Consider the following 22,891-nt stretch of genomic DNA (forward strand, 5'->3'; position numbering starts at 1 on the left):
CGACACTGTGTGACGACTTAGTCCCACCAGACGTCAAAGAGTTCCGTCATCTGCACATCCTGCAGCTTGCGGTCTTCCAGCCATTTGCGGACCAGCGCACGATGCTCATCGGTGCATTTGCCGGTTTTCTGCAGGCAAACCAGACCTTCCCACACCAGGTAGCCGCTGCCATCAAAGGCCAAGCCGTTAGGATCGATCGCTTCATTGATGAACTGGTTCAGCGTCTCATCAATTTCGCTTTCGCTGGTGCCTTCCGGGAAACGCCAGGCAACGGAGAAGCCCAGTTCCTGAAACTCGTCAATGTGCAGTTTTTTACGTAAACGGCGGCTGCGTTGTGTGGCCATTATTTCACCCTCTCAAACATTAAATCCCATACGCCATGGCCTAAACGCTGCCCGCGCTGCTCAAACTTTGTCAGTGGACGCGTCTCAGGACGCGGCACGTAATTCTGTTGCTCTGACTGATTGCGGTAGCCATCGATGCTGTTCATCACTTCCAGCATATGCTCCGCGTAGGCTTCCCAGTCGGTCGCCATGTGGAAAACGCCGCCCAGCTTCAGTTTACGCATCACCAGTTCGGCGAACGGCACCTGGACGATACGGCGTTTGTTGTGACGCGCTTTGTGCCACGGATCGGGGAAGAAGAGCTGAACCATGCGCAGCGAGTTATCCGGAATCATTTTCTCCAGCACTTCCACCGCGTCATGGCACATGACCCGCAGGTTCTGCACGTCGGCTTCTTTGGCGGCGGCCAGACAGGCACCCACGCCCGGCGCATGCACTTCAATACCCAGGAAGTTCTGATGTGGCGTGTTCTGCGCCATGGTCACCAGCGATGCGCCCATGCCAAAGCCAATCTCCAGCGTGACCGGGGCTTCGCGGCCAAACAGCGCGGGCAGATCGACAGGCTCAGGCTGATATTCCACCCCCATGACCGGCCACAGGGTATCCAGCGCCTGCTGCTGGCCTTTGGTTAAGCGACCCTGGCGGCGCACAAAGCTGCGGATCCGGCGCAATGGCCGCCCGTTCTCATCAAATTCTGGGGTGATGACGTCATTAATCATGTAAAAGCCTGCTGGTTAGCCTGTTCCGGGAAACGGGCATTATGCAAAGTTCATAAGCAGAAGCAAGCCTTTGCAATCTTCCGGTTTACACCCAGGTGCGCATGTGCTGGAATTCCTGCCTGAGTGTAGAGTAAACACGGAAAATTTCCTTCTTATGATGCAAGCGCCGCAGTTCGCGCAACAGGTGCTGGACTGGTATCAGCGCTTTGGTCGCAAAACCCTGCCGTGGCAGCTGGAGAAAACGCCTTATAAGGTGTGGCTCTCCGAAGTGATGCTACAGCAAACCCAGGTTGCCACGGTTATTCCCTATTTTGAACGCTTCATGGCGCGCTTCCCCACGGTCACCGATCTCGCTGCGGCACCGCTGGATGAGGTGCTGCATCTCTGGACCGGCCTCGGCTACTACGCCCGTGCGCGTAATCTGCACAAAGCGGCAAAACAGATTGTCGAGGTTCACCGGGGCGAATTCCCGCGTAATTTCGATGATGTTTCTGCCCTGCCCGGCGTCGGCCGCTCTACAGCGGGCGCAATCCTGTCGCTGTCTTTGGGTCAGCATTTCCCGATTCTGGATGGCAACGTTAAGCGCGTGCTGGCCCGCTGCTATGCCGTCAGCGGCTGGCCGGGTAAAAAAGAGGTCGAGAAACGGCTGTGGCAGATCAGCGAAGAGGTCACACCCGCCGAGGGCGTCAGCCAGTTTAATCAGGCGATGATGGATCTGGGTGCGATTGTCTGTACCCGCTCTAAGCCGAAGTGTGAAATCTGTCCGCTAAACAGCGGCTGTGAGGCGTACGCCAGCAGTAGCTGGGCAAGCTATCCCGGCAAAAAGCCTAAGCAGGTGCTGCCGGAGCGCAGCGGCTGGTTCCTGATGATGCAGGATGGCGATGATGTCTGGCTGGAGCAGCGCCCGCCTGTAGGATTGTGGGGCGGTCTGTTCTGCTTCCCGCAGTTCACCACCGAAGCGGCGCTGAATGACTGGCTGGCGGCGCGTGGCATCCATGCAAAACCGCAACAGCTTACCGCGTTTCGTCACACCTTCAGTCATTTCCATCTCGATATCGTGCCAATGTGGCTGTCGTGGCCTTCTGCCGGGGCGGCGATGGATGAAGCAGGCGGTCTCTGGTATAACTTAGCGCTGCCACCATCTGTGGGATTAGCTGCACCCGTTGAGCGCCTGTTACACGAGCTGCGCCATCCCCGACAACTGGCTTTGGACAGTTGTGAGATTAATGAGGAAGAGTAATGAGCCGCACCATTTTTTGTACTTTTTTACAGCGCGACGCGGAAGGTCAGGATTTTCAACTCTATCCGGGCGACCTGGGTAAGCGCATTTACAACGACATCTCCAAAGAAGCCTGGCAGAAGTGGATGGCGAAACAGACCATGTTGATCAATGAGAAGAAGCTCAACATGATGAATCCCGAAGATCGTAAGGTGCTGGAGAAGGAGATGATCAATTTCCTGTTCGAAGGCAAAGACGTTCATATCGAAGGCTATACACCGCCAGAAGCGTAAACATTCCGGGCCTCATCGCTGAGGCCGGTTATCCAGGTCAGGCTTGCATTTCCAATGAATAAAAAATTAATCGCCCTGCTGGTGATAGCACCACTTTTGGTTTCCTGTTCCGGGTCAAAGAATCAGCAATCCCACGAGGAGTGGGTTAAAGACACCAACGGCTTTGATATTCTGATGGGCCAGTTTGCTCACAATATTGAGAATATCTGGGGTATCAATGAGGTCCTGATCGCCGGACCGAAAGATTACGTCAAATATAGCGACAACTATTACACCCGCAGCCACATCAACTTTGAAAGCGGTAAGCTGACCATCGAGACCATTTCTGGCACCGATCCAATGGCCAGTCTGCGTCAGGCTATCGTGACCACGCTGTTGATTGGCGAAGATCCGGGCAATGTCGATCTCTATTCTGACGCCAACGACATCGAGATCAGTAAAGAGCCGCTGCTCTATGGTCAGGTGCTGGATAACACCGGTCAGCCGATTCGCTGGCAGGGTCGCGCGGAAGCCTTTGCTGACTATCTGATTCAGAATAAATTAATGCGCCGCACCTCGGGTCTGCATGTGATTTACAGCATTTCGATTCCGATGGTGCCGAACCACCTGGATAAGCGTGCGCACAAATACCTGCCGATGGTGCGTAAAGCCGCCGAGCAGTATGGTGTCGACGCTTCTTTAATCCTTGCGATTATGCAGACCGAGTCGAGCTTCAACCCCTACGCCGTGAGCCATTCTGATGCGCTGGGTCTGATGCAGGTGGTGCAGCATACCGCCGGTGTTGACGTGTTCCGCATGAAAGGTAAATGGGGCAAGCCGAGCCGCAGCTATCTGCTGGATCCGGAGAACAATATCGATGCCGGTACAGCTTATCTGTCGCTGTTGCAGCGCAGCTATCTGGGCGGCATTCAGGATCCGGTATCACGCCGCTATGCGGTGATCACCGCCTATAACGGCGGTGCAGGCAGCGTATTGCGCGTCTTCTCCAGCGATAAAGATCGGGCGTTCTCCATGATCAACGGCATGTCACCCAGCAAAGTCTATTCGACCCTGGCGAACCAGCATCCGTCGGCGGAGTCGCGTCGTTACCTGTATAAGGTGAGTACGGCGCAGAAGAGTTATCGGGGATTCTGATCGGCGCCGCTGAAGCGGGGGGGTTGTTCGCTGCGCGAATGGGGCTTGAGGTTCGCTTTGCCGCGGGCTGACGCTGAAAGTGTTCGCTGCGCGAACGGGGCACGCTTCGCAGCGGGCTTGCTATGAAAAGGTTTCGCTTGCAGCAGGGTGGCACTGAGAAGGGTTTCGTTCGCCTGAGCAGTTGTGCAGTTTCAGACACGCTTCTGCAGGCGACCGACAAGGGGCGCCAGTCGCCGCGCCCCTTGACCCCCGGCTCCGGCCTGCTTCACCGCCGCTTCGCGGTTCCTTCGCTTCTTCAGGATTTCTTACGGACCGGCAGGACGCGCCATCCCTGGCGCGAACCCGCCTCTTCGCGACATCCCTGTCGCTCGTCCTGAAATCCCTCATCCGCTCAGCGGTTCAGATGGCCTCCCTGCCCCCTCGCTGTTATTTCTTGTTCTTGTGTTGGGTATTTTATCGCTTTACGTTTCCGGGATTGGCTTTGGCTTTGACTTTGGCTTTGGCTTTGGCTTTGGCTTTGGCTTTGGCTTTGGCTTTGGCTTTGGCTTTGGCTTTGGCTTTGGCTTTGGCTTTGGCTTTGGCTTTGGCTTTGGCTTTGGCTTTGGCTTTGGCTTTGGCTTTGGCTTTGGCTTTGGCTTTGGCTTTGGCTTTGGCTTTTCAGGTCAGCAGACAATACAGCACCAGAGAAAACAAAAGAGATAACAGGCGGGGAATTACCAGAGGCATCCGAAGCGCTGAGGAACAACCGGAGGCCAGGATGAGCCGACAGGACGTCGGCGAAAGGACGGTTCGCGCCAGGGATGGCGCGTCCGGACGGTCCGCTGGCCGCAGGGCGTGACGAGGGCACCCCGCAAAGCGGGGCGCGCAGGCTGCCGGACGCCGGGATTGTTAAGGGGCGGGCGTCCGCCCCTTGACGCGTCCGCCTGCACGGGCGACCTGAAACTGCCTATCGCCTGGCGGGCGAAACCTTCTCAGTGCCAGCCCGCTGCAAAGCATGCCCACCTCGTGAGACGAACGAAACTCTCTCAGCGCCCTTTCGCGCAGCGAACTAAAGGCCTGGCGGGCCGCTACCCGCCTCTGCCCCGCTCAGATCAGCGCCCCACCATCATATTGGCCACCAGATACTTACGTCCCTGCTCATCCTCTTCGGTGTAAACGCCCTGCAGCTCCGGCGAGAAGCCCGGCAGCAGATTAAGCCCCTCCTCCAGCGCCAGGAAGTAACGCTGCACCGCGCCGCCCCAGACTTCGCCTGGCACGACGCACAGCACGCCCGGTGGATAAGGTAACGCGCCTTCCGCAGCGACACGGCCTGCGGCCTCGGCGATCGGAACCAGCTCCACTTCGCCGCGAATATAAGCCTGATGTGCATCCTGCGGATTTACGCTGACCGCCGGGAACTCGGCGGCGCGGAACATCAGGCGCTGCAGATCCTTCACGTTATGACTGACGTAAAGGTCATGCATCTCCTGACAAAGGCGACGCAGGGTATACCCGGCATAACGTTCGGCGTTTTTGCGGTAAATCGTCGGCAGCACTTCGGCCAGCGGCGCATCCTCTTTGATGTGCTGCTCAAACTGCGCCAGCATCGCCACCAGATTCGCCATCTTCTCCGGGCTCTCAGCCGGGGTCAGCAAAAACAGGATCGAGTTGAGATCGCACTTCTCCGGCACGATGCCGTTCTCACGCAGGTAGTTCGCCAGAATGGTCGCCGGGATCCCGAAATCACTGTATTCCCCGCTTGCCGCATCGATCCCTGCCGTGGTCAGCAGCAGCTTGCAGGGATCGACCCGATACTGATCGCGCGCGTAACCGGCGAAACCGTGCCACTTCGCCTGCGGTTCAAAGCTGAAGTAGCGCAGATCGCGGGCGATCGTCTCAACTGGCGCATCCTGCCAGCGCTGTCCATCAACAATTTCCGGCACAAACGGCAGGATCATTTCACAGCGTTCGAGGATCGCTTTACGCGCCTCAATGCCCAGCATGACGCACTCATCCCACATGCGACGCCCTGCTTCGCCCTGATGCATTCTGGCGTTGATATCCAGTGCGGCAAACAGCGGATAAAACGGGCTGGTAGAAGCATGCAGCATAAAGGCGTTATTCAGACGCTTGTGCGGGCAGAAGCGCCGCTGTCCGCGAATGTGATTATCTTTTTTGTGGATCTGCGAAGTCTGCGAAAAACCGGCCAGCTGCTTATGCACAGACTGGGTGACAAAAATGCCGGGATCGTTTTCATTCAGATCCAGGGTCAGCGGCGAACAGCCTTCCATCAGCGGAATGAACTGCTCATAGCCGAGCCACGCGGAATCAAACAGGATGTAATCACACAGATGACCGATGCGATCCACCACCTGGCGGGCGTTGTAGACCGTGCCATCGTAGGTGCCGAGCTGGATAATCGCCAGACGGAAAGGCCTCGCCTCTTCTGCGCGCTGAGGGGCGACGACCGCGATCTGCTCACGCAGATAAGCCTCATCAAAGCAGTGCGCGTCAATGCCACCAATAAAGCCGAACGGGTTACGTGCTGCTTCAAGATAGACCGGGGTCGCGCCCGCCTGAATCAGCGCGCCATGATGGTTCGACTTGTGATTGTTACGGTCAAACAGCACCAGATCGCCGCGGGTCAGCAGCGCATTGGTCACCACTTTATTGGCGCTTGAGGTGCCGTTGAGCACAAAGTAGGTTTTATCGGCGTTAAACACCTTTGCCGCATACTTCTGCGCATCTTTAGCCGAGCCTTCGTGGATCAGCAGATCGCCCAGTTTGACGTCGGCATTGCACATGTCAGAGCGGAAAACATTCTCGCCATAGAAGTCATAAAACTGTTTGCCTGCCGGATGCTTTTTGAAGAACGCGCCGCCCTGATGTCCGGGACAGGCAAAGGTGCTGTTCTGCATATCGACATAGCGGGTCAGCGTTTCGAAAAAAGGTGGCAGCAGCGCCGCTTCATACGCCTGCGCAGCTGCTTCCAGCGCAAGCCACTCCTGTGGCTCGCCATTCAGCTCACCGCTGACGCCGGGCAGGTGCATCACCTCTTCTTCAAACGCATTCGCGACAAATACCGGCAGATTAAAGCCGGTGTGACGCAGCAGCGCCAGCACGCCGCTGCGGGTATCTGCCAGCGAGACGACGACCGCCGCCACATCCGTAAAATCAGTGTTATCCAGCGTTACTACGTCACGCGCGGTGTTCAGGGTCAGGCTGGGCGCGACAGCGGCGCTGGCAGCAATTTTCAGTGGAGTCATAACAGGATCCCTAACGTCAGGGAGGAGGTGCCAGAAGCACAAGTATGGGGACAGCGCCCCGGCGAATAATTAAGCGTCAGAAGGCATAGTGCAGTGTGGCGAGCAGATCCACAGCCGCTGCCTGGCTGGCCTCACCGCATGGCGAATAACGGAGAGTGTGGAAAAGAGGAAAACCCGGTGAGCGCCGGAAAAAGCGAACGGTAATCCGGGCTGGTGCGCGGTGAACCGGACATGGCGACGTCCTCTGTAGTGAACAAGCAGGGTCAAAAAGTGGCGGTCATAATGTCATCTTTTTTATGCACGAACAACCCGACCCAGGCAATTATTCAGTCACATAATAAAAAGATAACAACATGATTTTTATAGTCTATTTATCATAAAAAATTCATAATACGACTAATTATATGAATTATATGCAGATTTATGCACATAATTCGCTAGCGCTGTCAGCGCACTTTTCCCTGCCTGTTGCCTCCATAAACCGAAGAGGCGGCCATTGCCCTACCGCATTGCCACTCGCGGGCGTAAACTTACCCTCTCTTTCCCACTCTGCCGGAGGCTACATGTTTAAGGCACTGGTCATTGAAAATGACGAACAAGGTTACCGTTCCCTGCTGAAAGATCTCCCCGAATCCCAACTGCCCGACTATGATGTCACGCTCGACGTCAGCTACTCATCCCTGAACTATAAAGATGCCCTGGCTATCTGCAATAAAGGCCCGATTGTGCGCCAGTTTCCGATGGTGCCAGGTATCGATTTTGTCGGCCGCGTGACGGCCAGCCGTCATCCCGACTGGAAAGAGGATGATGTGGCGCTGCTGACGGGCTGGGGCGCAGGCGAAAAACAGTGGGGCGGCCTGGCGCAGAAAGCCAGCGTCAGCGGCGACTGGCTGGTGCGCGTGCCCGCTTCTCTTAGCCCGCTGCAGACCATGGCCATCGGCACAGCAGGGCTGACCGCAATGCTCTGCGTCATGGCGCTGGAAAAACAGGGCATCACGCCCGAACATGGCCCCGTGCTGGTGACCGGTGCCAGTGGCGGCGTCGGCAGCTATAGTGTCAGCCTGCTGGCGCGTCTGGGTTATCAGGTGATCGCCTCCAGCGGTCGCGCCAGTGACCATGCGTATCTTATCGATACGCTGGGCGCGGCATCGGTGATTGATCGCGAAGAGCTTTCCCATCCCGGTAAGCCGCTGGCAAAAGAGCGCTGGGCCGCCGCGATAGACAGCGTCGGCAGTCACACTCTGGCGAACGTGCTGGCCGGTATTCAGCGTGATGGGGTGGTGGCTGCCTGCGGTATGGCGCAGGGACTCGACCTGCCCGCCAGCGTCGCGCCTTTTATTTTGCGTGGCATCACGCTGGCGGGTGTCGACAGCGTGATGTGTCCGAAGCCGCTTCGTCAGCAGGCGTGGCAACGACTCGGTGAGCTGCTGGATAGCGATCGGCTCAGCAAACTGAGCCGGGTGATCCCGCTGAGTGAAGCCAGAGAAGGTGCTCAGGCATTGCTGGATGGCAGCGTACAGGGTCGTCTGATTGTCGACTGCCGCTAACCCGCTTTTATAAGGCGCGTACCGCGCGCCTTTATCGACTGGCTCGCTGCAGCCGTTTGATCAACCCTTCCAGCGCGAACTGCGTGCCCTGCTCCATCACGGATTTCGGATCGCCGCTGAACTGATGGCACTCCGCCTCGTCCCTGCCGTCCGGCAATACCCAGCCAAACCAGATAGTGCCCGCTGGCGTGCCATCTTCGCCACCATCGGGTCCGGCATAGCCGGTAATCGATAACCCTACCGGTTCGCCTGAACGGGCGCAGGCTCCCTGTACCATTTCACGCGCCGTCTGCTCGCTCACCGCCGTGTGCTGTTTCAGCGTGTCAGGATGCACGCCCAGCAGGCGAATTTTGGCATTTTCGCTGTAGGTCACAAAGCCGCTGGTGTAGAAGTCGCCGCTGCTTTCCACCGCGGCCAGCGTCATGCTGATCAGCCCCGCGGTACAGGATTCGGCAGTCGTCAGATGAAGTCCGGAGGAGAGTAAAATGTTACCCAGTTGCTCAGCGGTTTGATCTAATGATTTTGCCATTATGGTCTCCTGAGTATTATGTCCTGAACACCAGGTATAGCGCAAAATCAGTGATTAAAAGCACGCAAGGCAATGTTTTTAAAGCGAAACGGTCTAAACCCGCAGCTGGATATGTGGCTTCCCACTCTCTGCATGTGACACCACCTGCAAATCAGCCTGATACCAGCGCGTCAGCGTCTTTTCAGTCATCACCGTCTGCGGCGATCCCTGAGCCACCAGTCTGCCCGCGTGCAGCAGCAGTATGCGATCGGCCCATAATGACGCCAGATTAAGGTCATGTAACACGGTGCAGACGGTGAGATCACCCGTGCGCGTCAGCTGACGTAATAAACGCAGAGTCTGCTGCTGCCAGAAGAGATCCAGCGCCGAGGTCGGCTCATCCAGAAACAGCCAGCCGCGCGGTCTTCCATCCTGCCAGAGCTGCGCCAGCACCCGCGCCAGCTGCACCCGTTGCTGTTCACCGCCGGAGAGCTGGCGGTAATCGCGATACGCCAGCGAATCACAGCCGGTGAGTTGCATGACTTCAGCCACAATCTGCGACGTCTGCTTCTCAGGCCACGGCGCACGGCCCATCGCCACTACCGATTGCGCCGACTGGGTAAAAGTCAGGTTGTTCTGCTGCCGCATCACGGCCCGGCGTCGCGCCAGCTGCTCACGCGGCCATGCGGACAACACACGATCGCCCAGACGGCACTCGCCCCGGTCGGGCGCTAAAAATCCGTTCAGCAGCCGCAATAGTGTTGATTTACCTGCGCCGTTAGGCCCGATGAGCGCCACCCGCTCTCCACCTGACAGCGTAACGTCAAGATTATCGATAACGGTTTTGCCGTCGCGCGCCAGACAGAGTCCCGTCGCCTCTAACATCTCCATCATTCAAATCCTCGCTGCTGACGCAGGATCAGCCAGAGAAACCAGGGGCCACCAATCAGGCTGGTCAGCAGCCCGACCGGCATTTCTGCCGGAACCACAAGTGTGCGCGCCAGCGTATCGGCCAGCAGCAGCAGAATCGCGCCTGCCAGCGCTGAACCGGGCAGCAGCCAGCGATGATCGCTGCCAAGACAAAAGCGCATCACATGCGGCACCACTAATCCCACGAAGCCGATCTCGCCACTGACCGAGACCGCCGTACCGACCAGCAGCGCACTAAGGATCAGCAGCTCATGCTGGGTACGCTTCACATCAATTCCCATGTAGTGCGCATCCTCTTCACCTGCCTGCAGCAGGTTGAGATGGCGGGCACGGCTCTGTAACAGCAGCAACGCAGGCAGAATCAGCAGCAGGCAGATCAGCAGCGCAGGCCACTGCGCCTGGCTGAGGCTGCCCATCCCCCACAGTGACAGCTGACGCAGCTGCTGGTCATCGCTCAGCCACGACAACACGCCGACCGCCGCACCGCAGAGCGCATTAATCGCAATGCCGACCAGCAACAGCCGGGAGAGATTGCCCTCTGCCAGCCGACTGAAACTGAAGATCAGCAGCGTAACCAGCAGGCTGCCGATGAAGGCGGCAATCATCGGTAGCCACAGTGCCAGCTGGGGTGGCAACGCCAGTGGAATAACGATTGCCAGCGCGACCGCCAGCCCCGCGCCGCTGCTGATACCCAGCAGGCCAGGATCGGCCAGCGGGTTACGGAAAACACCCTGCATCACCGCGCCAGATACCGCCAGCGCCATACCGATCGCCACCGCCAGCAGCACGCGTGGCAGGCGGATATTCAGCCAGATCTGCCAGATGAGATCGCTGAGCGGTGCCTGCCATAGCGCCCGCACCGACAGCGACATCGCCCCCAGATTCGCCGCCACTACCATCGCCACCAGCAGGAAAATCAGCATCAGCGTCAGACCCCGCAGCGCATTGCCATTAATCATGGTTCAGCGATTCCGCAGCCTGCCGCAATTTCATTATTGCCTGCGGCGTATCAAGGCCAAATCCCAGCAGCGCCTGGGTATCAATGATCAGCAGACGATGCTGCTGTCCGGCTGGCGTCAGCGCCAGGCCGGGTAACTGCCACAGTTGCGCTTCACCACCCAGGGTTTTCAGGCCATCCTCGCCGATCATCACCAGATCTGGCGCGGCGGCGATCACGCCTTCCTGCGACAGCGCCTGATAGTGCGGCACTGAACCCATGGCATTCTCCAGCCCGGCGCTGCGAATAGCGCCGTCGGCTGCGGTCTGATTTCCGGCCGCCATCGTTTTCATGCCGCTGTTTGCCATGATGTAGAGCACCTTCACCGGCAGCGATTGCTGCGGCAACTGGCGAATCTGCTGCGTTATTTGCTGCACCAGGGCCTGAGCTTCGCTTTCACGCTGCAGCGCCTGACCCACCGTGATAATTTTCTGCGGGATCGCCTGCAGACTGTTGTCGCCGCTGACCGTCACTACCCTGACGCCCGCGCGGGCAATCTGTTGTAGTACCAGCGACGGCTTTGCCTGCGCGCTGGCGAGCACCAGCGTCGGCTTCAGCGCCAGGATACCTTCGGCATTCAGCTGGCGCATATAGCCCACATCCGGCAGCCGGGCAGCCTGCGCCGGACGCAGGCTGGTGCTGTCGCGCGCTACCAGCTGTGACTGAGCATCCAGCGCGTAGATAATCCGGGTGACGTCACCCCCAATCGACACCACCCGCTCCGCGGCCAGTGAGGGCAGCGTCAGCAGCAGCCACAACAGACTCAGGTGTTTCATGCCGCCGCTCCTGGCATGCGAAGTGCGTTCACCTGCTCACGCCAGCAGGCCTGTTCTGGCGTGCCTTCCGTACGCTGTCCATAGAGCTGGGCGATCTGCGTGCCGTCGGCGGCGAACAGTTCCAGGCTGGTCACAAAGCCATCGCCGGTGGGTTTGCGTGTAACCCAGCTTTCGCTGATCTGGTCCGCCATCAGGTGCAGCGTGAAGCGGGGATTGAAGATGTTGAGCCAGTTATCCATAGGTACCAGCTTCTCTACTTTGCCGGTGAAAATCTGGGTACAGCCACGGTTGCCGACAAAAATCATAATTTCGTTGCCCGCCTGCTGTGCCATCTCCAGGACACGCTCAAGTGCATCGTTGCCGGTCTGCCAGGCGAGATCCTCACCCACTGCGCGGAACGCCTGCGGCCGTGAGACCTTATGGCGCTTCAGCAGGGCAAAAAACTGATGAACATCGGTCATGGCGCGCCATTCACGGTCAATCGTGGTGGCATCAATAGTCTCTGTCTGAGTAGCAGCGGTAACCGGCTCAACCACCAGCGGCGTCGCAGCGGCGTCAGTGAAGTCGGCGATCAGCGCGTGCCATGCCGCCATGTTGGTCTGCTCCGTGACGTAAACTTTCAGCACCGCATCGCCGTGACGATCGAAGACCTGAATGCTGTGACGTACGCCCTTCGCGGTTGTCTCCTGCAGGGCAAAGGCGCTGAACCACTGTCCGACAAACAGACGCAGGTCGAGCGCCCGGGGATTCAGCACCAGGCCGCCATGTGCGCCGATCTGCACATTCTGATATTCGCCCAGATGCTCATGCACCGCATAAGCGTTACGGGTAATGTTTTTGGTCTCGCCGACCGCGCCCAGCGCCTTCAGCAGCGCCGGGAAATCGTGTTTCAGCGCCACGGCATCAACGCCGATACGCGCTTCACACAGTTCCGCTTCGCTGATACCGATCAGCGTGGCCAGATCGCGGGCATATTTCTTCGGATGTTCACTCTTCAGGGCGAGATAGTGCTGATAAATCGGGTTCATGGTTCGCTTCTCTTAGTCATGCCCTGCATCAGCGCAGGGCGGCGGTGATTAAAAATCGACATTAACACCTAACTGGAAAGTACGACCCGGCATTATGGCCAGTGCCTGGTCGTTGCGATCCTGTTGGGTGGCGCTGGTCAGCTGACGGCTGCTGAGGTAATCCCGGTATTTACGGTCGGTTATGTTGTAAAGCCCGCCGCTTAACCTGACGTTGTGCGTGACGCGCCAGTAGGCCGTCATATCCACCAGGCCATAACCCGGCACCCGCATGTAATCGGTGCTGGAGTCAGTCAGGCTGTTGCCGGTGTTGGTAAAGCTGTTGCGATTTGTGGCGCTGGCTTTCTTACCTTTAACAAACGTGGCGGTGACGGCAGCACCATAGCCGCGCGCCTCATCATCCCAGGCGAGTCCGACAATTGCTTTCATCGGCGCAACGCTCTCCAGGTCGACGTAGCGGTCTCCCAGGTAGCTCGACTTCGCCGCACCCTGGGTGTACCCAAACGCCAGATTAGCGCTCAGCCCCTCGACCTCGCTGAACCAGCTGCCGAAGTTCACCTTGCTGCTGATTTCAGCCCCATAGATATAGGCTTTGTCGCGGTTCTCCGCCTGATAGGTGGTATAGATGTTGCTGGGTACATTGACGAACTTACCCGGATTGGCCGCCCGGCTGTAGCGGGTAAAGGCAATGAAGTTTTTGTAGTCGTTATAGAACGCGGCAGCGTTAAGCGTCACGCCCTCTGCAACCTGCCCTTTTATACCCCATTCGTAGTTGTTGCTGGTTTCGGTTTTCAGATCGGCATTGCCAATCAGCGCATACTGCGCGGGACCGGCATAGCTGGAGCCAAGGTTCCATGAGCCATAGAGCTGAGAGTCGTTAGGGAACTGCGCGCCACGGGTATATTGCAGATAAGTCATCAATGCCGGGGTCAGATCGTACTGGAAGGCGATCGACGGCAACACCTGAGTGTCGCTGTTTGGCGAACCGTAGAGCGCGGAGACTTCGCTGGCGTCGAGCACACTGCTGTTTGTCGTCAGTGTCGCCACATCGCGTGGGCGGGTGTTCTGATACGCCACACGCACGCCCGGCACGATAGCCGCACGGTGTCCGTCAGCATCGAAGCTGATGGTATCCTGCAGATAACCGCCAACCGTATAACTGCGGCTGTTAGCCTGCGGTTGCATGATCACGCTGGTGGCGCTCGCCGCAGGCGACTGACGGAAAGGCCGTTCGGTATCCACCAGACGCGCATTCAGCCCGGCGCTCAGTTCATGGCGCCCGATGTTTTTAAGCGCGCGGGTGTCAAAACCGTAGCTGTCGCTGTTGTAGTCGGAGTAGACGGTTTGCCAGGTGGTGGCACCTGACGGCATAAAGGTGTTGTCATGTGCCTGGGTCTGCTGCCAGTAAACGCGGGTTGTCAGACTGTCGATCAGGTCATTATAAGGCGTGTACTCATCCACCAGGCTGATGCCCCAGCGTCGTGTATCGCTCTGCTGCTGCGCCGTTCCCCAGACCGTATTGCCGGACGTGCTCCAGCTGTCGTAATGGCTGTGGTGCGTTTTGTGATAGTAATCGAAAGTCGCGCTGAGCTTGTGAAGATCATTGGGCTGCCAGATGCCCGAGGTCATAAAGGCATCGGAATGCCAGTTGGCTGGATAGGCATCAACCGTGTCGCTGTTGTTGCGGGTCTGTTGGCCGTCACGACGACTGTAAACAAAGATTCCCCGCAGCGTATCATCGCCTGCTGCTGCCGTAACGCCGTTGTGCCAGCTGCGGCTGGCGGAGTCGTAGTCGCTTTGATAACCGAAATAGTTGCCTTTACCGGGATGCAGATAGTCATCCGGGGATTTATTGCGGAACGAGACATTGCCGCCAATCGAGTTATTCGGCTGATCCACTGCCGTGGCACCCTTCTCAATTCCAATATGACCAAACATATAGGGATCGATGTAATCGCGGCCAATCCCAAAGCTGTCGAGACCGGCTCGTCCCACATAGCTGCGGCCGGTGGCCTGCGGTAATGGAATGCCATCCACATCGAGACCCACGCGGTTGCTCTCTAAACCACGAATGTTGTAGCCGGTGTAACCGGCCCGGTCAAAGCCGCTCTTACCGGCTGAGGAGCCGCCACTGGTGCCGGTGGCACTGATCAGCGGTTCATAACGCATGATCGATCCAAAATCAGTAGCGCCACGTTGCTGCAGATCGCTGGCAGAGAGCGTGGTTTTACTGCCCGCCGTTTGTTTAATTTCCGGTGCATTCACCGTCATTACCGGTTCAGCACTGCTGCCATAGCGGTCGGAAAGGGTCAGCGTGGCAGGTTCACTGCCCGCAGCATAGGTGCAGGTGGTATTGATAAAGGTGGCGAGCAACGCCAGCTCAGACAGACGCGGTTGCGTCAATCTCCGAAAACGTGGTGACATAGGCGCGAATTACCTGATTAATTGTTAGTATTCGCTCACTTGCTTGCTGGAACATAAAAAACGGCTCTGCATAAAAGCCGTAAAAAGTCAGAACATCATGCGGGTGTAATCATTATCGCCGCGAATTTAATGCAACTGATAATCATTATCAATCCTATTTACATTAAGACATAAACCACAGCGCACAAATTGTTAACCCGAATGCATCTGCATTTATCAATACGTAAAGGAAGAGAGTTATGGCGCAAAAACCTGTGGTTGTTATTCACTACTGTTTGCAATGCAACTGGCTGATGCGGTCAGCGTGGATGGCACAGGAACTGTTGCATACCTTCGCCGAGGATCTGGCAGAGGTCACGCTGAAACCCGGCACCGGCGGTATTTTTGAGATTACGCTGGATGGTCATCTGCTGTGGGAACGTAAGCGGGACGGTGGTTTCCCGGATGCGACTACCCTGAAACAGCGCGTGCGCGACATCTGTTTCCCGGATCGTACCCTGGGCCACATCGACAAGAATAAGAGTGAAATCAGCTGATTAACTGTGGGTGATTTTATCAGCCGCGTCGTGCAGCGCCTTAATCAGCGTCTGCAGCGCGGCTTCTGAAATATCTTCCTGCGCCAGTCGTTGATTCAGAGCCATCTTCAGCCCGTGAATCGCCTGCTCCACAGCAGGAATGCTGCGGTTATTGACCACGATCGCCAGCGTAGAGAGCCGCGTAATCAGGCTGGCTACGGTTTCGCGATTATCAGACAGCTGCGCCTCACCAGCCGCCGTCAATCGGTAGGCTTTACGCGCTGCCTGCGCATCCACCACCTGAATCGCCTCCATCTCTTCCAGCAGCGTCAGATTGGGATAGATGATCCCCGGGCTGGGCGAATACTCTCCCTTTGACAGCTCCTCAACGGACTTGATCAGCTCATAGCCGTGCGCCGCATTCTGCGCCAGGAAATGGAGCATCAGCAGGCGAATCTCACTCGCTTCCAGCATCTTTTCACGTCGTTTACGTCGTCCGCCGCAGCCGCCTGCGCGCGAAGTCTGTTCGTCAGATGAAGTGGACGTCGGATGCTGTTTCATGACCTGCCCTGCTGAAAAAAAGGAGAGTGATGGTAGTCCGCCATCTGGCAAAACTCAATTGCCAGCGCGGCTTACTTCTGATGCCAGTAGGCCACCGCCCGTACGAAGTCGCTGTCGAGACCACGCTGCGAGGTAAAGTAGTCAGACAGCGCTTTGACAAACTCACCTTCGCCGGTCAGCCAGATAAAGTAATCCTCCGTCGGAATAGCGATCTGATCCAGCCGGGTAATCAGCTGGCTGAACTGCGCTTTTTGCATCTGACCGCTGCCCAGCCAGTTTGTCGTTACGTCTGCCGTATCCGCTAAATAGTCGCGACCGGTCGCTTCATCGGTAAAGGCATAGAGATGCAGCGCCTGGGCGCGGGCATCACGCTGACGGCGGGTAAAAGCGGGCAGCCCGGTTTCGTCGCAGACGTAAAGCTGAAATGCGTAATCGGTCGGCACCACCAGCGAGCCGCGTGGCCCACCAACAATCAGTTTATCGCCCACCTGCGCCTGCGCGGCCCAGTCACTGGCCACGCCCTGCTGATGAATATAGAAGTCGAGGGTCAGTGAAGATTCACCATCGAATTCCAGCGGCGTGTAATCACGCGCCTGCGGACGTAAACCTTCCGGCCAGACAATGCCTGCGTCGGTAATCTGCGGCAGAGCCAGTGTTTCACCTTCAGCAGAAGGGAAAAACACCTTAATGTGGTCATCAAAGCCTGGCGACGTAAAGCCTGCCAGATCGCTGCCGCTGAACCGGATGCGCCAGAATTTCCCTGCAATATGGGTTTTACTTTCGACCTGGATATGGCGAAAACACAGTTCATTGCGGACGCGCTGCGGCGTGCGCTTATCGGCTGTTGTAGTCAAAATTTTTCTCCTGAAACAGGGCTTATGCCCGATAGTCAGGGGCATACCCGCCATGATTAAACACCAATGGAATAACAATCATTCTCATCTGAAGCACCAAGATTAGCTATGATATATCTTCGGCACAAGAACGAAAAATGCGATTCTGCAACTTAAGATATATTTTAAGCAGTGTCGTAAGCGAGGAGATACGGACGGGAAGCGGCATGAATCAGAAGCATCAGAGATGCAGCATGCAGGTAAAGACTGTTTCAGATGCAGGTGAATGGGCCTCAGAGAGGAAGCCGCAGGTGCAGAGTATGAGCAGGTAAATCAGGCAGAAGCTGTCCGGCTCCTGATGAGCCGGGCATCATCTCGCGCCGCCGGTTCTGGCAGCGCATCAACACTTACAGCGTGTCGTTGAATCCGGAAAGGGAGGCATTACTGCTGGTGTGATCCGGCAGTTCACCATCACCAAGGATTTCATGCTGGGTAACCTGAGAATGCGGATGCAGTCCGGCAGGCGGTGAGAAAGGCTCAGCCTGCTGCGCCATCGCCATTGCAGGCAATGCCAGGATCAGGGAAATCATTAAGCGTCGCATAGTTGTCTTCGATTGTCGTTTTGGCCAGAAAAGGCCTGAAATGCAGATGAATGTTCCAGCCCTACCATAGAAGTACGATGATTCAGATATGGCAGGGTTTCGGGGGAGGATTTTACGCCAGAATGGCGACTTATTTTATAAAATCGTGCGGTTTGTCACGGTTTATCGCACGAAAGATGCATTGGCAGGAGCAGAAGCGATCGCCCCTGCCCTGCCCTGCCCTGCCAGCTACGCCTGCATCACCGGAATAGAAAAAACGCCGCTGAGCCAGTCGGGCTTACAGTGCGCAAAATCAAGACGCAACAGGTCTTTGCCCGGACGGCGCGACACGCCCAGCATGGGCAAATGCTGATAGTAAATATCCTCGATAAAGCGCGTCAGCTGCTCCGGCCTGCCGCTCCAGCGGATCGACGCATAGAGGCCGCACACCTCGCTCCAGCTGGCGGTATTGTCACCCAGCAGCCCGGCATGTTGTGGTGCCAGCGCCTGAAACAGGCTGATATTCTGTTGGTCTGCAGAGCTATGGCCGGGACCATACTGAAAGCCTAACCAGCCGTGCGTCGCATGGCTGCCCGCCAGCGCGACCAGATGCCGTGCCTGCTCTGCCACCCGGTGGTCGTGGTCGGCAATATACTCACCAAACCTGCACTCCCACTCCAGTGTCTCTCCGCACAGATGCAGTTCTTCCTCACGTTCCACCAGCGTCGCACGCTCTGCCAGCGATCGCACCAGAATGCGGCCATGGAAGTTTTTAACCGGCAAGTGAGGAATACGGCGAAACGCGCCAGGCGTCAGTGAAAAGTGGCCTTTGAACACCCGCGTGAAGTTTTGCTGGTTATCAAAGCCAAAACGTACGGCGATATCGATCAGCGTCATGCGTGTCAGACGCAGCGCCATGGCCGCCATCGTCAGACGCCGTTTGCGGGTATATGCCGCCAGCGTCTGTCCGGTCATCTCCTTGAACATGCGCTGCATGTGCCATTTGGAATAACCTGATTTCAGGGTGATTTGATCGATATTGAGATCGTCGGTGAGGTTGGCTTCTATCCACTCGACCAGATCGTTAATGTGCTGCTTTTTAATAGCCTGACTGAGCATGATGGCGATTTACGACGCGGGTTAGGACTGGAATTTTCGTTACAAAAGAATAACAAAAATTGCGAATCGGTGTAAGGAAAGGGTAAGGCGCACGCGCCTGTTCGGGGCGATTCCGCATTAATTGCTTAGGTTACTAACTAAAAAAGGCTGACTGACGTCAGCCTCAGACAACTCAGAATGTAAAGCGATGGGAGCATACGCCAGGAGCAAAGCATCGCGGGCCATGGATGGTGTTTTTGCGTCTTTGCGGAGGGCGTATGCTCCCTGAGCTTGCTCGTTATCAATACTCGCAGTCGTCACGACAATTAATGACTACGCATTCCCGCCGCAGTCATCATCATACGGAACAGCGAGGCGACAACGCCCAGCGCCAGCACGCTGGCGGCGTAGATAAACACCAGCCACATCACACGCTTCCACCACGGTGCTTTTGTCTCTGCGGTGTGATTGTGGTCTTTCATGCTGCTGAGGCTTTTCATATCAATGATATCCTGCGTCTGCTTTGATTTTTCCACGGAACACGTAGTAGCTCCAGAAGGTATAGCCCAGGATCATCGGGATAATCAGCAGGCTACCCACCAGCATAAAGGCCTGACTCTGCGGAGGTGCCGCAGCGGCCCAGATGGTCACGGATGGCGGAATAATATTTGGCCAGATACTGATGCCCAGTCCGGAGAAGCCGAGGAAGATCAGCGCCAGCGTCAGCAGGAACGGTGAATAGTGCGCCTCGCGTTTGATGGCGCGAATAATGCCCCACGAACAGAGCAGCACCAGCACCGGAACCGGCAGGAACAGGAACAGATTTGGCGTGCTGAACCAGCGATGAGAGATGTCGGCATGCGCAAACGGCGTCCACAGGCTGACGATGCCAATAATCACTAATAGCGCAATCACCAGCGGCGTCGCCAGCGCAGACATCTTACGATGCAGTTCATTCTCGGTCTTCATGATGAGCCAGGTACAGCCCAGCAGCGCATAGGCCACCACCAGACCCACGCCGCAGAACAGCGGGAACGGTGCCAGCCAGTCCATTGCGGAACCGGCAAAGCGGCGTCCCTCAACCGGAATACCATCCAGCAATGCACCGACCGCCACACCCTGACTGAAGGTGGCGATGATCGAACCGGCAATAAACGATTTGTCCCAGAATGCACGATGGCCTTCCACCGCTTTAAAGCGGAACTCGAAGGCAACGCCGCGGAAAATCAGACCGATCAGCATGGCGGTCAGCGGAATAGATAGTGCGTCGGCGATGACTGCATAGGCCAGCGGGAATGCACCGAACAGGCCTGCGCCCCCCAGCACCAGCCAGGTCTCATTACCATCCCAGACCGGCGCGACGGTATTCACCATCATGTCGCGCTCGCCAGCATCTTTGTTGAACGGGAACAGCAGACCAATGCCCAGGTCGAAACCATCCATCACGATATACATCAGGGTTGCGAAGACGATAATCACAAACCAGATAACGGAAAAATCGATCATCTTAGTGGTCTCCATCCTTAAAGGTGGCAGCGGAAAGTGGACGCGCTGGCGTTTTCTTCTGACCCGGTCCACCCTCTTCGGTGATATGACCTTCGCCGACAACCGGTCCCTGCTTAATCAGACGCATCATATAGTGATACCCCACGCCAAACACCGAGCTGTAGACCAGAATAAAGGCAAGCAGGCTGATGCTCATGTGCATATCGCCATGTGCCGAGACCGCATCAATGGTGCGCTGCACGCCATAAACCACCCACGGCTGGCGACCGATTTCAGTGGTAAACCAGCCTGCCAGAATCGCAATCAGACCCGATGGACCCATCAACAGTGCAAACCACAGGAACGGACGCGACTCATAAAGACGCCCTTTGAAACGCAGCCACAGGCTGACCACGCCCAGTGTGATCATCAGCAGGCCCAGCGCCACCATCACGCGGAAGGACCAGAAAATTACCGTTGAATTAGGTCGATCCTCTTTCGGGAACGACTTCAGCGCCGGAACCTGCTTGTCCAGACTGTGCGTCAGAATCAGACTGCCGAGATAAGGCACTTCCAGCGCATATTTGGTGCGCTCCTGCTCCATGTCGGGAATACCAAACAGGATCAGCGGTGTGGCTTCACCCGGCGGGTTTTCCCAGTGACCTTCAATCGCCGCGATCTTGGCAGGCTGATGCTCCAGTGTGTTCAGACCGTGAGCATCACCAATCATCGCCTGAATCGGCGCGACGATCAGCGCCATCCATAACGCCATGGAGAACATCCTGCGGATGGCAGGATTATTGTTGCCCTTCAGCAGATGCCAGGCCGCCGATGAACCGACAAAGAAGGCACTCGCCAGGAACGCTGCCACCGACATATGGAACAGCCGGTAAGGGAAAGAGGGGTTAAAGACGATTTTGAACCAGTCCTGCGGAACCACGATGCCATTCTGAATGATGTAGCCCTGCGGCGTATGCATCCAGCTGTTAGAGGCCAGGATCCAGAAGGTCGAAATCAGTGTACCCAGGGCGACCATGCAGGTGGCAAAGAAGTGCAGACCCGGACCTACGCGATTCCAGCCAAACAGCATCACGCCCAGGAAGCCCGCTTCCAGGAAGAACGCCGTCAGCACTTCATAGGTCAGCAGCGGACCAGTGATACTGCCGGCAAACTCTGAGAAGCCGCTCCAGTTCGTGCCGAACTGATAAGCCATCACCAGCCCTGACACCACACCCATACCGAAGTTAACGGCAAAGATTTTGGACCAGAAATGGTAGAGATCGCGATAGGTTTGATCGCGGGTTTTGAGCCACATACCTTCGAGTACGGCCAGGAAGCTGGCGAGACCGATGGTGATGGCGGGAAAGATAATATGGAAGGAAACAGTAAATGCGAACTGAATCCTGGCCAGATGAAAGGCATCTAATCCGAACATTGCTTACCTCTTTGCCACATAGAACACCATGTATTTACTTATTATTAACAACTTAAGCCTGATGCGCTGACTTCTCTGCGCTTATTAAAATTCCTGCCGCAAATTTAGAACTATTCGCGACGAGGAAACAGAAACAGTGGGGTTAATGAAAACTATAACAGTCTTTGTTGATTTTGATCATTGTTTTTAACGGGAATTACTTATTTAAAAATAAGGCTTAAAGGTTAATCAGAGCGTATTTATGTGTCGTTAATGTTACGGTATTTGTCACTTTAAAAATTCACATTGGCAAAGCAAATCCTGACTAAAAAAAGCCCTCAACCGGCTGTTTTCAGACGTTATTTTGTTATAAACCCTGATTTCAGAAAGGTCAAATTTGAGAGCAAATAAATTAAATAATCTTATTTTTTAACAAGTTAAATCAGTAAATGAGTACCACCACCGATTTGTTTATTTTTTTGCATTACCCTTGCTAATTCAGACCTGCACCCAGGCAAAAAATAGCCAGAGCGGCGCCTTTAAGCGCCACGGGAGATGTTAATAAAATGGGTCAAAAAGCTGGACTGAATTAACAGCGCATCCGAAGCAGTCGGTTATTCCGGGCCAGAGCCTGATGAAATGATTTAATAACCAGCAAAGAGGCGAAAAAACCGCTTGGGTTATTTTCGCTGCCGTTACGTTATTCCGGTTTCAGTGAGAGAAATGGGAGAGAAGAACAGATCAGAAATCTCCTGCCAGCATCCCCACACCTTCACGACGGGATGGCTGACAGGCGGGGGATTTTACTCAGCTGCAGATTTTTCACGCTGTGCCAGAATCCGGCTCAGGTTCAGCTCCAGCCAGTCCGCCAGCCCCACCACCTGTTCACTGACTTCGCGGCCAAGCGGGGTCAGACGATACTCCACATGCGGCGGTACGACATCGTAAGCGATGCGCTGCACGAAGCCATCTTCTTCCAGGTAGCGCAGATTCTGCGCCAGCATCCGTTCACTGACGCCACCGACCGCCCGGCGCAACGCACTGAAGCGCAGCGTCTGGCCCTGCAGGGCCAGCAGAATCAGTACGCTCCAGCGGCTGGTCACCCGTTTCAGTACGTCGCGCGACGGACAATTAACGTTAAGCAGTTCACCACGACTAAATTTTTCACTCAATTTTTCAGACATTTAACCTGCGTACCTCAAACTAACAATTCTGTAAGTACTTACTAAAAATTAGTTTATAC

Annotated in this window: 23 protein-coding genes; 6 read left to right on the plus strand and 17 right to left on the minus strand. The window is 56.2% G+C overall.

The window, feature by feature from the left end; genetic code table 11:
- Positions 1-17 precede the first annotated feature (17 nt).
- Both AC6I8E_RS15240 and trmB read right to left on the minus strand, forming a co-directional pair.
- Positions 18-344, minus strand: coding sequence for a YggL family protein (locus AC6I8E_RS15240; RefSeq protein ID WP_003853403.1), 327 nt, complete (start codon positions 342-344; stop codon positions 18-20).
- Entirely contained in the window at positions 344-1,063 is a 720-nt protein-coding gene (trmB, locus tag AC6I8E_RS15245) for a tRNA (guanosine(46)-N7)-methyltransferase TrmB (RefSeq protein ID WP_010248887.1), read from the minus strand. Before trmB ends, AC6I8E_RS15240 begins: the two co-directional genes overlap by 1 nt.
- Before the next feature lie 154 nt (positions 1,064-1,217).
- On the opposite strand from trmB, the gene mutY reads away from it, so the two are divergent.
- The 4 genes from mutY (at position 1,218) to AC6I8E_RS15265 (ending at position 4,411) form a co-directional block, all read left to right on the plus strand.
- Positions 1,218-2,303 (plus strand): A/G-specific adenine glycosylase, encoded by a 1,086-nt coding sequence (gene mutY / locus AC6I8E_RS15250; RefSeq protein ID WP_033784019.1) that lies wholly within the window; start codon positions 1,218-1,220, stop codon positions 2,301-2,303.
- A complete protein-coding gene (locus AC6I8E_RS15255) occupies positions 2,303-2,575 on the plus strand; it encodes an oxidative damage protection protein (protein ID WP_003853409.1) in 273 nt (90 codons plus the stop codon). The genes mutY and AC6I8E_RS15255 overlap by 1 nt, the downstream gene beginning before the upstream one ends.
- Positions 2,576-2,629: 54 nt before the next feature.
- Positions 2,630-3,709, plus strand: a complete 1,080-nt coding sequence (gene mltC, locus AC6I8E_RS15260; protein ID WP_013358985.1) for a membrane-bound lytic murein transglycosylase MltC — start codon at positions 2,630-2,632, stop codon at positions 3,707-3,709.
- Between the two features lie 441 nt (positions 3,710-4,150).
- The gene (locus AC6I8E_RS15265) at positions 4,151-4,411 is read left to right on the plus strand and encodes a hypothetical protein (RefSeq protein WP_497824192.1); all 261 of its coding nucleotides are present in this window, start codon (positions 4,151-4,153) and stop codon (positions 4,409-4,411) included.
- Between the two features lie 389 nt (positions 4,412-4,800).
- Here AC6I8E_RS15265 and AC6I8E_RS15270 read toward each other — a convergent pair whose 3' ends face one another.
- A complete protein-coding gene (locus tag AC6I8E_RS15270; protein WP_497824193.1) occupies positions 4,801-6,954 on the minus strand; it encodes an ornithine decarboxylase in 2,154 nt (717 codons plus the stop codon).
- A gap of 563 nt (positions 6,955-7,517) precedes the next feature.
- On the opposite strand from AC6I8E_RS15270, the gene acuI reads away from it, so the two are divergent.
- Positions 7,518-8,501 (plus strand): acrylyl-CoA reductase (NADPH), encoded by a 984-nt coding sequence (gene acuI / locus AC6I8E_RS15275; protein ID WP_013358989.1) that lies wholly within the window; start codon positions 7,518-7,520, stop codon positions 8,499-8,501.
- 31 nt (positions 8,502-8,532) lie between these two features.
- Here acuI and AC6I8E_RS15280 read toward each other — a convergent pair whose 3' ends face one another.
- The 6 genes from AC6I8E_RS15280 to AC6I8E_RS15305 form a co-directional block, all read right to left on the minus strand.
- Positions 8,533-9,030, minus strand: coding sequence for a CinA family protein (locus AC6I8E_RS15280; protein WP_013358990.1), 498 nt, complete (start codon positions 9,028-9,030; stop codon positions 8,533-8,535).
- A 93-nt stretch (positions 9,031-9,123) separates the two neighbouring features.
- Entirely contained in the window at positions 9,124-9,903 is a 780-nt protein-coding gene (locus tag AC6I8E_RS15285) for a heme ABC transporter ATP-binding protein (RefSeq protein WP_147790036.1), read from the minus strand.
- Positions 9,900-10,898, minus strand: a complete 999-nt coding sequence (locus tag AC6I8E_RS15290; protein WP_497824194.1) for a FecCD family ABC transporter permease — start codon at positions 10,896-10,898, stop codon at positions 9,900-9,902. Before AC6I8E_RS15290 ends, AC6I8E_RS15285 begins: the two co-directional genes overlap by 4 nt.
- Positions 10,891-11,712: a heme/hemin ABC transporter substrate-binding protein gene (locus AC6I8E_RS15295; RefSeq protein ID WP_013358993.1), complete on the minus strand. Its 822-nt coding sequence runs from the start codon at positions 11,710-11,712 to the stop codon at positions 10,891-10,893. The genes AC6I8E_RS15290 and AC6I8E_RS15295 overlap by 8 nt, the downstream gene beginning before the upstream one ends.
- Positions 11,709-12,740: a hemin-degrading factor gene (locus AC6I8E_RS15300; RefSeq protein WP_147790038.1), complete on the minus strand. Its 1,032-nt coding sequence runs from the start codon at positions 12,738-12,740 to the stop codon at positions 11,709-11,711. The genes AC6I8E_RS15295 and AC6I8E_RS15300 overlap by 4 nt, the downstream gene beginning before the upstream one ends.
- A 48-nt stretch (positions 12,741-12,788) precedes the next feature.
- On the minus strand, positions 12,789-15,161 hold the full coding sequence (locus AC6I8E_RS15305; RefSeq protein WP_147790039.1) for a TonB-dependent receptor domain-containing protein: 2,373 nt from the start codon (positions 15,159-15,161) through the stop codon (positions 12,789-12,791).
- A gap of 239 nt (positions 15,162-15,400) precedes the next feature.
- On the opposite strand from AC6I8E_RS15305, the gene AC6I8E_RS15310 reads away from it, so the two are divergent.
- The gene (locus AC6I8E_RS15310) at positions 15,401-15,697 is read left to right on the plus strand and encodes an Rdx family protein (protein WP_013358996.1); all 297 of its coding nucleotides are present in this window, start codon (positions 15,401-15,403) and stop codon (positions 15,695-15,697) included.
- On the opposite strand, the gene AC6I8E_RS15315 is transcribed toward AC6I8E_RS15310, so the two are convergent.
- The 8 genes from AC6I8E_RS15315 to AC6I8E_RS15350 form a co-directional block, all read right to left on the minus strand.
- Positions 15,698-16,237, minus strand: coding sequence for a PadR family transcriptional regulator (locus tag AC6I8E_RS15315; RefSeq protein WP_033784027.1), 540 nt, complete (start codon positions 16,235-16,237; stop codon positions 15,698-15,700). It abuts the gene before it with no gap.
- Between the two features lie 71 nt (positions 16,238-16,308).
- Positions 16,309-17,136: a siderophore-interacting protein gene (locus AC6I8E_RS15320; protein ID WP_430736511.1), complete on the minus strand. Its 828-nt coding sequence runs from the start codon at positions 17,134-17,136 to the stop codon at positions 16,309-16,311.
- Positions 17,137-17,477: 341 nt separating this feature from the next.
- Positions 17,478-17,660, minus strand: a complete 183-nt coding sequence (locus AC6I8E_RS15325) for a hypothetical protein (protein ID WP_223811653.1) — start codon at positions 17,658-17,660, stop codon at positions 17,478-17,480.
- Positions 17,661-17,900: 240 nt separating this feature from the next.
- Positions 17,901-18,770, minus strand: coding sequence for a helix-turn-helix domain-containing protein (locus tag AC6I8E_RS15330; RefSeq protein WP_033784030.1), 870 nt, complete (start codon positions 18,768-18,770; stop codon positions 17,901-17,903).
- Between the two features lie 305 nt (positions 18,771-19,075).
- On the minus strand, positions 19,076-19,249 hold the full coding sequence (locus AC6I8E_RS15335) for a DUF2474 domain-containing protein (protein WP_071822193.1): 174 nt from the start codon (positions 19,247-19,249) through the stop codon (positions 19,076-19,078).
- Position 19,250: 1 nt separating this feature from the next.
- Entirely contained in the window at positions 19,251-20,255 is a 1,005-nt protein-coding gene (gene cydB, locus AC6I8E_RS15340; RefSeq protein WP_013359001.1) for a cytochrome d ubiquinol oxidase subunit II, read from the minus strand.
- A 1-nt stretch (position 20,256) separates the two neighbouring features.
- A complete protein-coding gene (locus AC6I8E_RS15345; RefSeq protein WP_013359002.1) occupies positions 20,257-21,669 on the minus strand; it encodes a cytochrome ubiquinol oxidase subunit I in 1,413 nt (470 codons plus the stop codon).
- 782 nt (positions 21,670-22,451) lie between these two features.
- Entirely contained in the window at positions 22,452-22,832 is a 381-nt protein-coding gene (locus AC6I8E_RS15350) for a winged helix-turn-helix transcriptional regulator (RefSeq protein WP_013359003.1), read from the minus strand.
- Between the last annotated feature and the right edge of the window lie 59 nt (positions 22,833-22,891).

It is taken from the genome of Pantoea sp. X-Soil-YNGN-785, from assembly GCF_059730585.1.

Bases quoted from the DNA above. Each gene is read 5' to 3' on its own strand.
- AC6I8E_RS15285 (WP_147790036.1), bottom strand. From the start codon at position 9,903: ATGATGGAGATGTTAGAGGCGACGGGACTCTGTCTGGCGCGCGACGGC.
- AC6I8E_RS15280 (WP_013358990.1), bottom strand. From the start codon at position 9,030: ATGGCAAAATCATTAGATCAAACCGCTGAGCAACTGGGTAACATTTTA.
- cydB (WP_013359001.1), bottom strand. From the start codon at position 20,255: ATGATCGATTTTTCCGTTATCTGGTTTGTGATTATCGTCTTCGCAACC.
- AC6I8E_RS15300 (WP_147790038.1), bottom strand. From the start codon at position 12,740: ATGAACCCGATTTATCAGCACTATCTCGCCCTGAAGAGTGAACATCCG.
- AC6I8E_RS15335 (WP_071822193.1), bottom strand. From the start codon at position 19,249: ATGAAAAGCCTCAGCAGCATGAAAGACCACAATCACACCGCAGAGACA.
- AC6I8E_RS15330 (WP_033784030.1), bottom strand. From the start codon at position 18,770: ATGCTCAGTCAGGCTATTAAAAAGCAGCACATTAACGATCTGGTCGAG.
- AC6I8E_RS15315 (WP_033784027.1), bottom strand. From the start codon at position 16,237: ATGAAACAGCATCCGACGTCCACTTCATCTGACGAACAGACTTCGCGC.
- mutY (WP_033784019.1), top strand. From the start codon at position 1,218: ATGATGCAAGCGCCGCAGTTCGCGCAACAGGTGCTGGACTGGTATCAG.
- AC6I8E_RS15320 (WP_430736511.1), bottom strand. From the start codon at position 17,136: ATGCCCCTGACTATCGGGCATAAGCCCTGTTTCAGGAGAAAAATTTTG.
- AC6I8E_RS15325 (WP_223811653.1), bottom strand. From the start codon at position 17,660: ATGATTTCCCTGATCCTGGCATTGCCTGCAATGGCGATGGCGCAGCAG.
- AC6I8E_RS15310 (WP_013358996.1), top strand. From the start codon at position 15,401: ATGGCGCAAAAACCTGTGGTTGTTATTCACTACTGTTTGCAATGCAAC.
- AC6I8E_RS15305 (WP_147790039.1), bottom strand. From the start codon at position 15,161: ATGTCACCACGTTTTCGGAGATTGACGCAACCGCGTCTGTCTGAGCTG.
- AC6I8E_RS15240 (WP_003853403.1), bottom strand. From the start codon at position 344: ATGGCCACACAACGCAGCCGCCGTTTACGTAAAAAACTGCACATTGAC.
- AC6I8E_RS15270 (WP_497824193.1), bottom strand. From the start codon at position 6,954: ATGACTCCACTGAAAATTGCTGCCAGCGCCGCTGTCGCGCCCAGCCTG.
- AC6I8E_RS15290 (WP_497824194.1), bottom strand. From the start codon at position 10,898: ATGATTAATGGCAATGCGCTGCGGGGTCTGACGCTGATGCTGATTTTC.
- AC6I8E_RS15295 (WP_013358993.1), bottom strand. From the start codon at position 11,712: ATGAAACACCTGAGTCTGTTGTGGCTGCTGCTGACGCTGCCCTCACTG.
- acuI (WP_013358989.1), top strand. From the start codon at position 7,518: ATGTTTAAGGCACTGGTCATTGAAAATGACGAACAAGGTTACCGTTCC.
- AC6I8E_RS15345 (WP_013359002.1), bottom strand. From the start codon at position 21,669: ATGTTCGGATTAGATGCCTTTCATCTGGCCAGGATTCAGTTCGCATTT.
- mltC (WP_013358985.1), top strand. From the start codon at position 2,630: ATGAATAAAAAATTAATCGCCCTGCTGGTGATAGCACCACTTTTGGTT.
- trmB (WP_010248887.1), bottom strand. From the start codon at position 1,063: ATGATTAATGACGTCATCACCCCAGAATTTGATGAGAACGGGCGGCCA.
- AC6I8E_RS15350 (WP_013359003.1), bottom strand. From the start codon at position 22,832: ATGTCTGAAAAATTGAGTGAAAAATTTAGTCGTGGTGAACTGCTTAAC.
- AC6I8E_RS15255 (WP_003853409.1), top strand. From the start codon at position 2,303: ATGAGCCGCACCATTTTTTGTACTTTTTTACAGCGCGACGCGGAAGGT.